At 72.1% G+C, this 13665-nt stretch carries 9 protein-coding genes; 5 read left to right on the top strand and 4 right to left on the bottom strand.

Going from position 1 to position 13665, the window contains the following annotated elements; translation table 11 throughout:
• Positions 1–1335 (bottom strand): D-arabinono-1,4-lactone oxidase, encoded by a 1335-nt coding sequence (locus C8K30_RS12965; protein ID WP_108493320.1) that lies wholly within the window; start codon positions 1333–1335, stop codon positions 1–3.
• Between the two features lie 120 nt (positions 1336–1455).
• Between C8K30_RS12965 and C8K30_RS12960 the strand changes: the two genes are divergently transcribed.
• The 4 genes from C8K30_RS12960 to rlmB all read left to right on the top strand — a co-directional run bounded on the left by C8K30_RS12960 (position 1456) and on the right by rlmB (position 6551).
• Positions 1456–2673 (top strand): alanine racemase, encoded by a 1218-nt coding sequence (locus C8K30_RS12960; protein ID WP_108493319.1) that lies wholly within the window; start codon positions 1456–1458, stop codon positions 2671–2673.
• Positions 2674–2707: 34 nt separating this feature from the next.
• Positions 2708–3970, top strand: coding sequence for a low temperature requirement protein A (locus C8K30_RS12955; RefSeq protein WP_199230467.1), 1263 nt, complete (start codon positions 2708–2710; stop codon positions 3968–3970).
• Positions 3971–4037: 67 nt separating this feature from the next.
• Positions 4038–5465: a cysteine--tRNA ligase gene (gene cysS, locus C8K30_RS12950; RefSeq protein ID WP_108493318.1), complete on the top strand. Its 1428-nt coding sequence runs from the start codon at positions 4038–4040 to the stop codon at positions 5463–5465.
• Positions 5466–5558: 93 nt separating this feature from the next.
• Positions 5559–6551, top strand: coding sequence for a 23S rRNA (guanosine(2251)-2'-O)-methyltransferase RlmB (gene rlmB / locus C8K30_RS12945; RefSeq protein ID WP_108493317.1), 993 nt, complete (start codon positions 5559–5561; stop codon positions 6549–6551).
• Between the two features lie 11 nt (positions 6552–6562).
• On the opposite strand, the gene C8K30_RS12940 is transcribed toward rlmB, so the two are convergent.
• The 3 genes from C8K30_RS12940 to otsB form a co-directional block, all read right to left on the bottom strand.
• A complete protein-coding gene (locus C8K30_RS12940; protein ID WP_165919588.1) occupies positions 6563–7819 on the bottom strand; it encodes a DUF4032 domain-containing protein in 1257 nt (418 codons plus the stop codon).
• Between the two features lie 167 nt (positions 7820–7986).
• Complete coding sequence (locus C8K30_RS12935; RefSeq protein ID WP_108493315.1) at positions 7987–9105, bottom strand: ABC transporter ATP-binding protein; 1119 nt, start codon at positions 9103–9105, stop codon at positions 7987–7989.
• A 162-nt stretch (positions 9106–9267) separates the two neighbouring features.
• Complete coding sequence (gene otsB / locus C8K30_RS12930; protein ID WP_108493314.1) at positions 9268–11598, bottom strand: trehalose-phosphatase; 2331 nt, start codon at positions 11596–11598, stop codon at positions 9268–9270.
• Positions 11599–11773: 175 nt separating this feature from the next.
• Between otsB and C8K30_RS12925 the strand changes: the two genes are divergently transcribed.
• Positions 11774–13597, top strand: coding sequence for a serine/threonine-protein kinase (locus C8K30_RS12925; protein WP_108493313.1), 1824 nt, complete (start codon positions 11774–11776; stop codon positions 13595–13597).
• Positions 13598–13665: the final 68 nt, after the last annotated feature.

Here is a 13665-nt window from a genome sequence, read left to right as displayed (position 1 = left end):
TCAGCCGAAGACCCGCTGGGTGTAGGGGTTGGCGAACACGCCCTCGGGGTCGGCCGCATCGCGCGCCCGGCGGAAGTCCGGGAAGCGACGGTACTGACCGGCCAGGTACTCGGCGTCGAGGCTGTGCATCTTGCCCCAGTGCGGACGCCCTCCCGCAGCCGTGAAGATCTGCTCGGCGGCGTCGAAGTAACGCGCGTACGGCAGCCGCCAGTACTGGTGGACGGCCACGTACGCGGTCTCGCGGCCGTACGCCGTGGAGAGCCACACGTCGTCCGCGGGCGCGAAGCGCACCTCGACCGGGAACGGCACGTTCTCGCCCGTCGACCGCTGCCAGGCGTCGAGCTCGCCCAGCACGCCCACGACGGCGGCGCGCGGCACCGCGTACTCCATCTCGCGGAAGCGCACGCGGCGGTTGGTGCAGAACACGTCGTGCGACGGCGCCGTGTACCGGCGGGCGCTCAGGGCGCGGGCCGAGACCGCGTTGAGCGTGGGCGTCGCCGCGGGGAACGTGGTCGCTATCCGGTTGACCGTCTCGAAGAGCCCGTTCGACAGCACCTCCTCGTCGAGGAAGGACCGGGCCGCCCCGGCGGCCTTGCGCACCCGGTGCCCGAGGCCCGATCCCGCGCTCGTCCCGGCCTCGACCCGCATGTTGCGCAGGGTCAGTGCCCGGCGCGTGGTGGGGAACCAGTAGAACTCGAAGTGATCGTTGTCCGCGACGAGGTGGTCGAGCTCCTCGAGGACCCGGTCCAGGGGCCAGGGCTCCTCGACGGCGTGCAGGTCGAAGGCGGAGACGGCCTCGATGGTCACGGTGCTGAGCACGCCCGTTGCGCCGAGTCCGAGGCGGGACGCCTCGAACAGGTCGTGCCGCTCGGTGGGCGTTGCGCGGGTGACGTCGCCGTCGGGCCCCACCACCGTCAGGGCCCGCACACGGGTGGCGAGGCCGCCGAACCGGGCGCCGGTGCCGTGCGTGCCGGTGGAGATCGCGCCGGCGACCGACTGCTGGTCGATGTCGCCGAGGTTCTGCATGGCGAGCCCGCGCTCGGCCAGGATCCGGTTGAGCTGGTGCAGCCGCATGCCCGCACCCACGGTGACCAGGGCGTGGCCCGTGTCGGGGTCGCGCTCGACGCGGTGCAGGGCGTTCAGGTGATCGAGGTTGAGCTGCACGCCGTCGGTGGCGGCCGCCGGCATGAACGAGTGCCCGCCGCCGACCACGCGGACCGGGTGCCCGTCCTTCACGGCGCGGCGCACGGCGTCGGACAGCTCGTCCTCGGAGGCCGGCTGCTCGTGCCGTGCGGGTGTGGCGCTGACGTTGCGCGCCCAGTTCGTCCAGATCACGGGAGCACTATCCCATGCGCTCGCGGCACGAACTAGGGCCCGATCCGGGGCGAGACCGCGCACCGGGCGAGTCGGGCGGTCCTCTGCCGTGCGCCCGGGGCGGGGGAGTAGCGTTCGGTCATGAGCTCCGCAGCAGACACCGCCGCGCGGCTGTCCGCCGCCACGTCCGGCTTGCCCGCGCCCGTCGCCGTCGTCGACCTGGACGTGTTCGACACGAACGCGCTCGACCTCCTCAAGCGGGCCGACGGCGTCCCTGTTCGTGTCGCGTCGAAGTCGGTCCGCGTGCGTTCCCTCGTCGAGCGCGCACTCGGGCACGGGTTCGCCGGCGTCATGGCGTACTCGCTTCGTGAGGCGTTGTGGCTGGTCAGCGAGGGTATGCACGACGTACTGGTCGGCTATCCGACGGTGGACGCGGAGGCCCTCGCCGAGCTGGCGGCCGATCCCACGGCCCGGGCCGAGATCACCCTGATGATCGACTCCGTAGCCCACCTCGGCCTGATCGCTACCGCCGAGGAGCTTGTCGCCGGGGCGGACGGCGCGGCGAGTCGCGACCCGATCAAGGTCTGCGTGGACGTGGACTGCTCGCTGCGCGTCGGCTTCGGGCGGCTCACCGCCCACCTCGGCGTGCGCCGCTCGCCCCTGCGCGAGCCCGGCGACGTCGCGGCCCTCGCGACGGTCGCCCAGGCGAAGGGCCTGGCGGTGCGCGGCCTCATGTTCTACGAGGCCCAGGTGGCCGGCCTCCCGGACACCAGCCCCGCCGTCCGGCTCGTCAAGCGCCTCTCGATGCGCGAGGTCAACGAGCGCCGGGTGCGGATCCTCGCGGCGGTGCGGGACGCCGTCGGGCAGGAGGTCGAGCTCGTGAACGCCGGCGGGACCGGGTCGATCGAGGTGAGCGGCGGCGCGCCCGGCGTCACCGAGGTGACGTCCGGCTCCGGCCTGTACGCACCCGGCCTGTTCGACGGCTACCGCTCCTTCCAGGCGCGTCCCGCGGCGTTCTTCGGGCTGGACGTCGTACGGGAGCCCGCCCCCGGCTGGGTGACGGCGTTCGCGGGCGGGTACGTGGCCTCCGGCAAGGCGGGCGCCGCGCGGGTGCCGCGCCTCTTCACGCCCGGGTACGCGCTGAGCGGCCCGGAGGGCACGGGCGAGGTCCAGACGCCGCTGCACGTGGCACGCGGGCTGTCGCCCGACGGCGCGCTGCACACCGGGGACCGCGTCTGGCTCCGGCACGCCAAGGCGGGCGAGATGATGGAGCGGTTCGACCGGGTGCACCTCGTCCGGGGGGCCGAGGTCGTCGAGACGGTGCCGACCTACCGGGGCGAGTCGAAGAACTTCGGGTAGTCCGGGACGCGGGCCATCGGGTAGAACAAGGGCCATGCCCACCCTGCCCACCATGCACCACCGCAACCGACCGATGACGGGCCGGGACCCCCACGAGCCGTCGCGCACCGCCACCCCGCTGGAGCTTTTGTTCGACCTGTCGTTCGTCGTCGGGTTCGGCGTGGCAGCTGAGCAGGGCGCCCACCTGGTCGCCGACGGCCATGCGGCGGCCGGCGTGATCGGGTTCGCGTTCTCGATGTTCGCCATCTGCTGGGCGTGGATCAACTTCTCCTGGTTCGCCTCCGCCTTCGACACCGACGACTGGTTCTACCGGGTCACCACGATGGTCCAGATGATCGGCGTGGTGATCCTGGCGCTCGGCCTGCCGGACATGTTCGAGTCACTCGTCGAGGGCGATCGAGTGCACAACGAGATCATGGTCGCCGGGTACGTCGTCATGCGGCTGGCCATGCTCGTGCAGTGGCTGCGGGCGGCCCGGCAGGCGCCCGAGTACCGCGCGACCTGCATGGGGTACGTGTGGACGCTCGCGATCACGCAGATCGGGTGGGTGATCCTCGTTCTCGCGCCCGTGAGCGTGCCGGTCTTCTTCATGGTGGGGTCGCTGCTGGCTGTCGTCGAGATGGGGGGACCGTGGCTGGCCGAGCGGATCCGTGCGGACCAGCCCGGTCAGCGGAGCACCCCGTGGCACGCCCACCACATGGCCGAGCGGTACGGCCTCCTGGCCATCATCACGCTCGGCGAGGGCGTGATCGGCACCGTCGCGACGCTGTCCGCCGTCACCAACGAGTCCGGCTGGACGCTCGACGCCGCTCTCGTGGCGCTCGCGGGCATGGGCCTCACGTTCGGGCTCTGGTGGACGTACTACCTCACGCCCGACGCCGAGATGCTGCACCGGCACCGTGAGCGGTCGTGGGCCTGGGGCTACGGGAACATCGTGGTCTTCGCGGGCCTCGCGGGCGTGGGCGCCGGGCTGCACGTGGCGGCGTACTACCTGGCGGGGGACGCCCACATCGGCGCCGTCGGGACCGTGCTGGCCGTCGCCGTGCCGGTGCTCGTGGCCGTGCTGGCCGACTACACGCAGTTCTGGGTGCTGACCCGGTCGTTCGACAGGCTGCACATGCTCCTGGTCGCCGGGACCGTCCTTGTCCTCGCCGCGGCCGTCGCGGCCGCCGTGGCCGGGTTCCACATGTCCTGGTCGCTGCTCCTGGTCATGCTCGCCCCGGCCGTCACGATCGTCGGCTACGAGGTGCGCGGGCACGAGCACGTGGCGCGTCTGCTGGCCGACGAGACGCGCTGACCCGCACCCGGCGACGACGGCGTCGCCGGGCAGGAAATGAGTGCGTGACCGCCGGTACCCTTGACAGGTGACTATTCGCCTGTTTGACACCGCTGCGCGCGAGGTGCGCGACTTCAATCCCATCACCCCGGGCGAGGTCGGCATCTACCTGTGTGGCGCTACCGTCCAGGCACCTCCCCATGTGGGCCATCTCCGCCCGGTGATCGCGTTCGACGTGCTGCGCCGCTGGCTCACCCGGCGCGGCCTGAAGGTCACCCTGATCCGGAACGTCACGGACATCGACGACAAGGTGCTGGCCAAGTCGGCTGCCGCCGGTCGCGAGTGGTGGGCGCACGCCGCGCTGTACGAGCGCGTGTTCACCCAGGCGTACGACGCGCTCGGCGTTATCCCGCCCACCTACGAGCCGCGGGCCACGGGCAGCGTGCCCGAGATGGTCGCGCTCATGGAACGCCTCGTCGAGAAGGGCCACGCCTACAGCACGGGCGAGGGCAACGTCTGGTTCGACGTGCACTCCTGGCCCGCCTACGGGGAGCTCACCCGGCAGAAGGTCGAGGACCTCAGCCCCGAGGAGGGCGCCGAGGTCGTGGCGGGCTCCGCGAGCGAGGCCAAGAAGAACCCGCACGACTTCGCGCTGTGGAAGGCCAACAAGCCGGGCGAGCCCGAGTCGGCGTCGTGGAACACCCCGTACGGGCGCGGCCGCCCCGGCTGGCACCTGGAGTGCTCCGCGATGGCCCGCCGCTACCTGGGCGACACCTTCGACATCCACGGCGGCGGCCTCGACCTGCGGTTCCCGCACCACGAGAACGAGCAGGCGCAGTCGCGGGCCGCGGGCTACGGGTTCGCGCAGCGCTGGATGCACGTCGCGTGGGTCACCCAGGCCGGCGTGAAGATGTCGAAGTCCCTGGGCAACGGGCTGCTGGTCAGCGAGCTGCTGGCCCAGGCGCCCGCCCCCGTGGTGCGCTACGCGCTGGTCGCCGTGCAGTACCGCTCCATGCTCGAGTGGGCGCCTGACACGCTGGACGAGGCGCGCACCACGTGGGAGCGCCTGTCGGGCTTCGTCGCGCGCGCGTCGGAGCGGGTGGGCGACGTCCCGGCGGAGGAGGTCGCCAAGGCGGAGCTTCCGGAGGCCTTCGCGGCCGCGATGGACGACGACCTGAACGTGCCGCAGGCGCTCGCCGTCGTGCACGAGCACCTGCGGGCCGGCAACACCGCCCTCACCTCCGGGGGCGACGCCGCGGTACGCGGCGAGCTGGTGACGCTGCGTGCGATGCTCGACGTGCTGGGCCTCGACCCCGCGGACCCGCAGTGGTCGACGTCCGCCGACAACCGGTACGCGACGGCGCTCGACGGGCTCGTCGCGGCGGAGCTCAAGGCGCGCGCGGAGGCGCGCGCCGCGAAGGACTGGGCCACCTCCGACGCGATCCGCGACCGCCTCGCGGCCGCCGGGATCGAGGTCCAGGACTCCGCCGACGGCGCCCGCTGGGCGCTCTCCTGACTTTTTTCCGGTGGTCGAGCTTGTCGCGGCCACCCCTACCGAACACGTGGTGGTCTCGACAAGGTCGACCACCGGCTGAGAGACGAGACGACGATGGCAGGTAACTCCAACAGGCGGGCCGGCGCAGTGCGCAAGGCCGGCTCCAAGAAGGGTGCCCAGGTCGGCACCGGCGGCCACAGCCGCAAGGCGCTGCAGGGCAAGGGCCCGACCCCCAAGGCCGAGGACCGCACCTACCACCCCGCGCACGAGCGCAAGCTCGCCGCGGAGAGGCGGGCGGCCGCCGGGCGGCGTCCGGGCGGTCCCGGGGGCCGCGGCGCCGGGCGCAAGGGCGCCGGGGCGACCGAGGTCGTTGCCGGGCGTAACGCGGTGCTGGAGGCCCTGCGCGCCGAGATGCCCGTCGAGGGCATCTACCTGGCCACGCACCTGGAGTCGGACGACCGCACCAAGGAGATCCTGGAGATCGCGCACACGCGCAGCCACCCGATGTTCGAGGCCTCGCGCCTCGACCTGGACAAGATCACCGACGGCGCAGTGCACCAGGGCGTCGCGATGAAGGTGCCGCCGTACGACTACAAGGACGCCGACGACCTGCTCGACGCCGCCGCCGAGGCCGGGGAGCCGCCGCTGATCGTGGCGCTCGACAGCGTGACCGACCCGCGCAACCTCGGCGCGGTGCTCCGGTCCGCGGGGGCGTTCGGCGCGCACGGTGTGCTGGTGCCGGAGCGGCGGGCGGCGGGCGTGACGGCGTCGGCCTGGAAGGTGTCCGCGGGCGCCGCGGCGCGTGTCCCCGTGGCGCGAGCGACCAACCTGGCCCGCGAGCTCGCCGAGCTGAAGAAGTCCGGCTGCTTCGTGGTGGGGCTCGACGCCGGCGGCGACATGCAGGTGGGCGAGCTCGCGTACGCCACCGACCCGCTGGTGCTCGTCGTGGGCTCGGAGGGCAAGGGCCTGTCCCGCCTGGTGCGCGAGGTGTGCGACGCGGTGGTGTCGATCCCGATCGCGACCACCACGGAGTCGCTGAACGCCGCCGTGGCGGCGGGCATCACCCTGTACGAGGTGGCCAAGCAGCGCGCCGAGGCGAGCAGCTAGACCTCCTGGAGCTAGACCTCCTGCTCGGCCTCCTCGCCCGGAGCGAGGCCGAGCACGGCGTCCTCGTCGGGGCGGTGCCGCAGCACGTTCTCCACGTAGGACTCGGCGGCCTCGGGCAGCGGGATGTCCCGCTGCGCCTGCTGCGAGATGAACCAGCGGTGGTCGAGGATCTCGTGGAACAGCTGCGCGGGCTCCAGCTTGCGCCGCATCTCGCGCGGTACGGCGTCGATCGTCGGGCGGAAGACCTGGCGGACCCAGGCGTGCGCGACGATCTGCTCCTGGTCGTTCTGCCGGTCCGTCGCGGCGCGGTAGCTGTCGAGGTCGTTGAGCATGCGCCGCGCCTGGTTCTCCTGGACGTCCAGCCCGGTGAGCCGGAGCAGCCGGCGGGAGTGGTGCCCGGCGTCGACCACCTTGGGCTGGATGCGCACCTTGGTGCCGTCGATGTCCGTGGTGATCTCGAGCTCGCCCACGTCGAAGCCGAGGTCGTTGAGCCGCTCGATGCGCGCGGCGACGCGCCAGCGGTCCCCGGAGTCGAACGCCTCCGAGACGGTAAGGGCGGCCCACAGCTCGTTGTAGCGCTCGACCAGGGCGTCGCCGATGGCCACTTCGTCGACCTCCTCGTCGAGCAGCTCGCCCGCGGAGAGGTCCATGAGCTCGCCGATGATGTTGGTGCGTGCCAGGTCGACGTCGTAGTTGCGCTGGCCGTTGGTCAGGGTGCGGTGCATGTCGCCGGTCTCGGCGTCGACCAGGTAGGCGGCGAACGTCTCGGCGTCGCGCCGGAAGAGGGTGTTCGACAGCGAGACGTCACCCCAGTAGAAGCCCACGAGGTGCAGGCGGACCAGGAGCACCGCGAGGGCGTCGATGAGGCGCGTCGCGGTGTCCGGGCGCAGGTCCTGGCTGAACAGCGCGCGGTACGGCAGGGAGAACTGCAGGTGCTCGGTGATGAGCACGGCCTCGAGCCGTTCGCCGTCGGGCGCCTTGCGACCCGTGATGACGCCCACGGGGACCACCGAGGGCACCTCGATGCGGTGCAGCTGGCGCAGCAGCTCGTACTCGCGGTAGGCGACGGTCTCGCCGATCTCCTTGATCGCGATGACCCGGCCACCGTGGTTCACGAAGCGGACCACGTGCCGCGAGATGCCCTGGGGCAGTGCGGCAAGAACTTCTTCGGGCCACTCTGCCAGCGGCACGTCCCACGGGAGGTCCAGCAGCGCGGGGTCGGGTGCGACCGCGGTGATCTGGAGGTTCTGCTGGGGCATGGGCACCATTCTGCGCTGAGCCGGTCACCCTGCCGGGCAGGCAGGGCACGAGGCATGGGGCATCCGCTGTGCGGAGCTTGATGAAAGACCTGCGGGGTGTGTTGCTGTGCGTGGACATTGTCCACGCACAGCAACACACCCCGAGGATGTAACTGTTCCCTCAGCGAGCCGAGGGATCAGCCGAGGCGCTCACCGGTGGTCGCGGAGAACACGTGCGAGTGACCGGCCTGGATCGAGACCGCGATGACGTCGCCCTTGTCCGGCACGGTGCGCGGGTCGATGCGCACGATGAGCTGGTTGGTCTCACCGGCGCTCAGGTCGACGTTGGCGGCGTCGCCCTTGAGCGTGCCGTAGACGAACGCGTCCGAGCCGAGCTCCTCGACGAGGTTGACCTCGACGTCGAACGAGCCGGGGGTGCCGACCGCGACGGGGTCGAGCGCCTCGGGGCGGAAGCCCAGGGTCACCTTGCCGCCGTCGGCCTCGGTGATGCTGCTCGCGATGGAACGCTCGAGCGGCACGTCGGCCGAACCGACCTTGACGTGGCCCTCCTTGACGTCGAACGTGCCGATGTTCATGGCGGGCGAGCCGATGAAGCCGGCGACGAACACGTTGTTCGGGCGGTCGTACATCTCACGCGGGGTGCCGACCTGCTGCAGGATGCCGCCGTTGAGGACCGCGATGCGGTCACCCATCGTGAGGGCCTCGGTCTGGTCGTGGGTCACGTAGACCGTGGTGACGCCCAGGCGGCGCTGCAGCGACGCGATCTGCGTACGGGTCTGGACGCGGAGCTTGGCGTCGAGGTTCGACAGCGGCTCGTCCATGAGGAACACCTGGGGCTGACGCACGATGGCGCGGCCCATGGCGACACGCTGACGCTGGCCACCCGAGAGGGCCTTCGGCTTGCGGTCCAGGTACTCGGTGAGGTCGAGGATCTTCGCTGCTTCCTCGACGCGCTGCCGGATCTCCGCCTTCGGCGTGCCGGCGATCTTCAGGGCGAAGCCCATGTTGTCCGCCACCGACATGTGGGGGTACAGCGCGTAGTTCTGGAAGACCATCGCGATGTCGCGGTCCTTGGGCTGCACGTCGGTGACGTCGCGCTCACCGATGAAGATGTGCCCAGCGTTGACGTCCTCGAGGCCCGCGAGCATGCGCAGGGACGTGGACTTACCGCAGCCGGACGGGCCGACGAGGACGAGGAACTCGCCGTCCTCGATCTCCAGGTTCAGCTGGTCGACGGCCGGGCGCTCAGTGCCCGGGTAGACGCGCGTCGCGTGATCGAAAGTGACCGTAGCCATGACTAGTACATCCCTCCACCGGCAGGTACGTGCCGGACGATCCGTTGTGGTCGGGTGCCGTTGCTTCCACTCACGTGTCGGCGGTGACACTTGCAGCGTGATCGTACCCCGGTTGGTCAAGGCCGCGGTATCGGCCGGGTCACGGCCGGGTCAGATCTCCGGTCAGTCCTCGTCGTTCAGGGTGCGCGCGAGGTCGGCGAGGACGGCGGCGAGCGCGTCGGGGTCGGGCACACGGTGGGCGGCGAGCGTGTCGCCCGTGCCTACCTTGATCGACAGGTCGCGGGCCTCGAGCGCACTGAACGCGTTCTCGTCGGTGGTGTCGTCGCCCGCGTACAGGACGCGCACCTTCTCGACGCCCAGCTCGGCCGCCACGGTACCGCGCAGCCGGCGCAGCGCCTCGCCCTTGCTGGTGGTCACGACGGACACCTCGACCACGTCCTTGCCGTGCATGACGGGCAGGCCCAGGTTGGCCGCCACCTCGTCGGCGGCCACGGTGATGGCCGCGGCGTCGTCCACGCTCGCCAGGCGCGTGTGCACGACGGCGGCCGCGGGCTTGACCTGCACCCACGCCCCCTCTCGGCCCGACACCGCGGACTCGAAGCCCGCGACGAGCGCGTCGAGCTGGCCGGACTGGGTGGTCGTGAGATGGAACGGCACCTGCTCGACGCCGGTGGTGGTGGCCCGCCCGGCCTCCGCGCCGTGGCTGCCCACGAGGAAGGTGCCCTCGGGGGCGACGGAGCGCTCGGCGAGGTCGGACAGGTCCCGCCCGGAGACGAGCGCGAGGCGCACCGGCGCCTCCTGCCCGAGCGCGTGCAGCTGCTCGATGGCGGTGCGCGCGGCGCGGGTCATCGTGGACGCCTTGGGGTCGTCCACGAGCGGCGCCAGCGTCCCGTCGAAGTCGGACGCGAGCAGCCAGCCGGTGGTCGGCTTCTTGCGCCGTCCGTTCCCGTTGCCCATGCGGGCGAGCCGGCCCCGCGCGGGGACGCCCTCGGGCGCTGTCGTGAACGCCGTGAGCGCGTCCCGGAGGTTGTGGTGGCGGGGCTCCGCGGAGCGCGGGTCCACGATGAGCGGGCGCGTGGGCACGGCGGTGAGCACGCCGAGGAAGGTCTCCGACCACTTGGCGACGTCGTCGGCCAGGACCTTGCGGCGCAGGCGCCGCATGCGGCGGCGCTGCTCCTTGGGGTCCATGGTCGCGGCGGCCACGATGATGTCCTTCATGCCGTCGATGTCGTGCGGGTTGACGAGCAGGGGGCCGGGGGAGAGCTCGTCGGCCGCGCCGGTGAACTCGCTCAGCACGAGCGCGCCGCGGTCGTCGGAGCGGGCCGCGATGTACTCCTTGGCGACCAGGTTCATGCCGTCGCGCAGGGAGGTCACCAGCAGCACGTCGGCCGCGAGGTAGAGCGCCGCCATCTCCTCCGGCGGGTAGGAGTGGTGCAGGTAGTGGATGGCGGAGTGGCCCAGCTCGCCGTACTCGCCGTTGATCCGGCCCACGAGGACCTCCACGTGCTCGCGGAGGTCCTGGTAGGCGCCCACGTTCTCGCGGCTGGGGCTCGCGACCTGCACGAGCGTGGCGTGCTCGACGTCGAGGCGGCCGTCGTCGAGCAGCTCGCCGTACGCCTTGATCCGGTGCCGGATGCCCTTGGTGTAGTCGAGCCGGTCGACGCCGAGCATCAGGGTGTCCGGGTTGCCGAGGTCCGCCTTGATCTCCTTGGCCCGGGCCTGTACCTCGGGCGTGCGGGCGAGCGTGTCGAACCGGTGGGAGTCGATCGAGATGGGGAACGACGACGCGCGCACGTGCCGGCCGGGGCGCCCGTCGGCGTCCGGGATCGTGATGACAGGACCGCGCGTCGTGTACCCGGTGAGGCGGCGCGCGGAGCGCACGAAGTTCGCGGCGTCACCGTTGCGCTGGAAGCCCACGAGGTCCGCGCCGAGCAGCCCGTCGATGATCTGCCGCCGCCACGGGAGCTGCGCGAACAGCTCGACCGGCGGGAACGGGATGTGGTCGAAGAACCCGATGCGCAGGTCCGGGCGCAGGTCGCGCAGCATGCGGGGGACGAGCTGGAGCTGGTAGTCGTGCACCCAGACGACGGCGCCCTGGGCGGCCTGCTCGGCGGCGGCGTCGGCGAAGCGCTGGTTGACCCGGCGGTAGGCGTCCCACCACTGGCGGTGGTAGGCGGGCGGCGCGATGACATCGTGGTAGAGCGGCCAGAGGGTGGCGTTGGAGAAGCCCTCGTAGTACCGCGCGATCTCCTGTGCGCTGAGCGTCACCGGGACCAGCAGCATCCCGTCGGCAGTGAAGGGCTCGTGAGCGAGGTCGGGGGCTCCGGACCAGCCGACCCAGGCGCCGTCGGCCTCCCGCATCACCGGCTCGAGTGCGGTGACCAGGCCGCCGGGTGACCTCTGCCAGGTGAGGCCACCTTCTGGGCCGACCGAGAAGTCGACCGGGAGCCGGTTTGCGACGACGACCAGATCGTACCCGTCTTTACCCGGCAATGTACTGCTCCTTGGTTGTGTATGAGTATTGCGATGCAGTGTCAAGAGTAGCGAGGTCTCTGTCCTGCTCAGGGTAACGAGCGTGTGTTCCGCTTGGGTGAACAGTTGTCTCGCTGCTGGTCAGGGGCTGGATGTTGGCGGGCGTCGGCGGTCCGCGACGACTACGGTGTGCCTCATGGAGGAGGTGGAGGCCTCGATCGCGCCCCCGAACGGACCCGGCCCCGCAGCCGGTTCGAAGCTCGGTGGGTACACGGTCGTGCGCGAGATCGGTTCCGGCGCCATGGGCGCCGTCTACCGTGCGCAGGACGACGGCGGGAACGCCGTGGCGCTCAAGATGCTGCACCGCCACCTCGACGATCCCGCGGCCCGCGAGCGGCTGCGCCGCGAGGCGACCGCCCTGCAGGGCCTGCGGCACCCGGCCGTGGCCCGCGTGCTGGACGCCGAGCTCGACGGGCCCGATGCCTTCATCGTCACCGAGCTCGTCGAGGGCCCCACGCTCGAGGAGGAGATCGACGAGCGCGGGCCGCTCGACCCCCGGGACCTCTTCGAGCTCGCCGACCAGCTGGCCGACGCCCTCGAAGCCGTGCACGGCACCGGCGTCGTGCACCGCGACCTGACCCCATCGAACGTGCTCATCGCGCGGTCCGGGCCGGTCCTCATCGACTTCGGGCTCGCGCAGGGCCCGGGCGACGTCCGGGCGACCCGGACCGGGTTCGTCATGGGCACCCCCGGCTACCTCGCGCCCGAGCTGCTCGACGGCGCCGAGCCCGGTCCCGACACCGACTGGTGGTCCTGGGCCGCCGTGCTCGCGTTCTCCGGCACCGGCCGCGCGCCGTTCGGCGTGCGGCCCACCGAGCTGGTGCTGCGGCGCTCACGGCAGGGCCAGGCCGATCTCGACGGCCTGCCGCGGCGCGCCGGACGCGCGCTCGGCGCCGCGCTCCGGGCCGTGCCCGCCGAACGCTGGGGGCCGGACGAGGTAGCGCGGGCGCTCAAGGCCGAGTCGGACGCGTTCGTCGCCGCGACGGAGGGCGAGGACGACTCGGAGACGACGGTCGTCGACGCTGTCGGCGCCGCAACCGGTGACCGGCCCACCGCCGCGACGGCGGCCGACGTCGGCTCGACGCGGGTCATGCCGCAGGGCGTGCTGCCGCACCGGCGGCCGGTATCGGCGGCCGCCGGCGGCGCGGGCGTCGGGGCGGCGGCGGGAGCCGCAGCAGTCGCCGGGGCTTCCGGCGCGAGCATCGGCGGCGTGAAGGACCTGGCGCCCAGCCCGGCCCGGGGGCGGTCGGTCACGGGTCGCGCGGTGGGCACGCCGCGCCCGGCGTCGTCGGCCGGACCAACCTTTGCCCTGGAACCGGCCAACCCCGCGCGCGTCACTGGCTATCGGACGCTGTTCGCCGCGATCACCCTCGCGCTGGTGACGCTCGCCGCCACCCGGCCCGGGATCGCCGTCGCCGTGCTGGTGGCCCTGCTGATCGTGACCCGCCTGGCCGGGATCGCCGTCGACGAGTTCCGCAGCCGCCGCGCGCGGCGCGGCCCCAACCGTACCGACGCACTCGTCGCGACCCTCCTGTCCCCCTGGCACCTGGTGCGCGCCGTGTTCGGCGTGCTGCCCGCCGCGGCCGTCGGGATCTGCGTCGGCGTGATCGTGGTGCTGCTGGGACTGATGTTCTTCGCACCGGGCAACGTGATCATCGTCCCCATCGAGACGGTCGAGGCGCGGTCGGTGGGCGGTATGAACCAGCCCATCGTCGACAGCCTCGTGCTCGGTGTCGCGATGCTGGTGACGGTGATCGTGTCGTGGTGGGGACCGGCGTCGTACGGGACGCGGGTCGGGGCCGGGCCGTTGCTGCGCCGGATCGCTCCTACGGGGGGCCGCAAGGCCGTCGTCACGCTGATCGTGCTGGCGCTCGCGGTGCTCGCCGCGCTGCCCCTGTTCGGCGGCTCGGTGGACATCCTCTGGTGGCCGCTGGGCGACCGGCCCGACGTCTCGTGGTGAGTCTTTCGCGCCCCTGCGCGTGTTCGTGCCGGGCTTCCGGATCGTAACGAAACACCCAGCCGCTTCCC

The sequence above is a fragment of the Promicromonospora sp. AC04 genome (genome assembly GCF_003058225.1).
In the GTDB taxonomy this organism is placed as follows: Bacteria; Actinomycetota; Actinomycetes; order Actinomycetales; family Cellulomonadaceae; genus Promicromonospora.
Note: the sequence above shows the minus strand (reverse complement) of the source record. Positions and strands in the feature narration are given on the sequence as shown.

Coding starts and splice junctions, on each gene's coding strand:
- rlmB (WP_108493317.1), top strand. CDS start 5,559: ATGGCAGGTAACTCCAACAGGCGGGCCGGCGCAGTGCGCAAGGCCGGC.
- C8K30_RS12960 (WP_108493319.1), top strand. CDS start 1,456: ATGAGCTCCGCAGCAGACACCGCCGCGCGGCTGTCCGCCGCCACGTCC.
- C8K30_RS12935 (WP_108493315.1), bottom strand. CDS start 9,105: ATGGCTACGGTCACTTTCGATCACGCGACGCGCGTCTACCCGGGCACT.
- C8K30_RS12940 (WP_165919588.1), bottom strand. CDS start 7,819: ATGGTGCCCATGCCCCAGCAGAACCTCCAGATCACCGCGGTCGCACCC.
- C8K30_RS12955 (WP_199230467.1), top strand. CDS start 2,708: ATGCCCACCCTGCCCACCATGCACCACCGCAACCGACCGATGACGGGC.
- C8K30_RS12925 (WP_108493313.1), top strand. CDS start 11,774: ATGGAGGAGGTGGAGGCCTCGATCGCGCCCCCGAACGGACCCGGCCCC.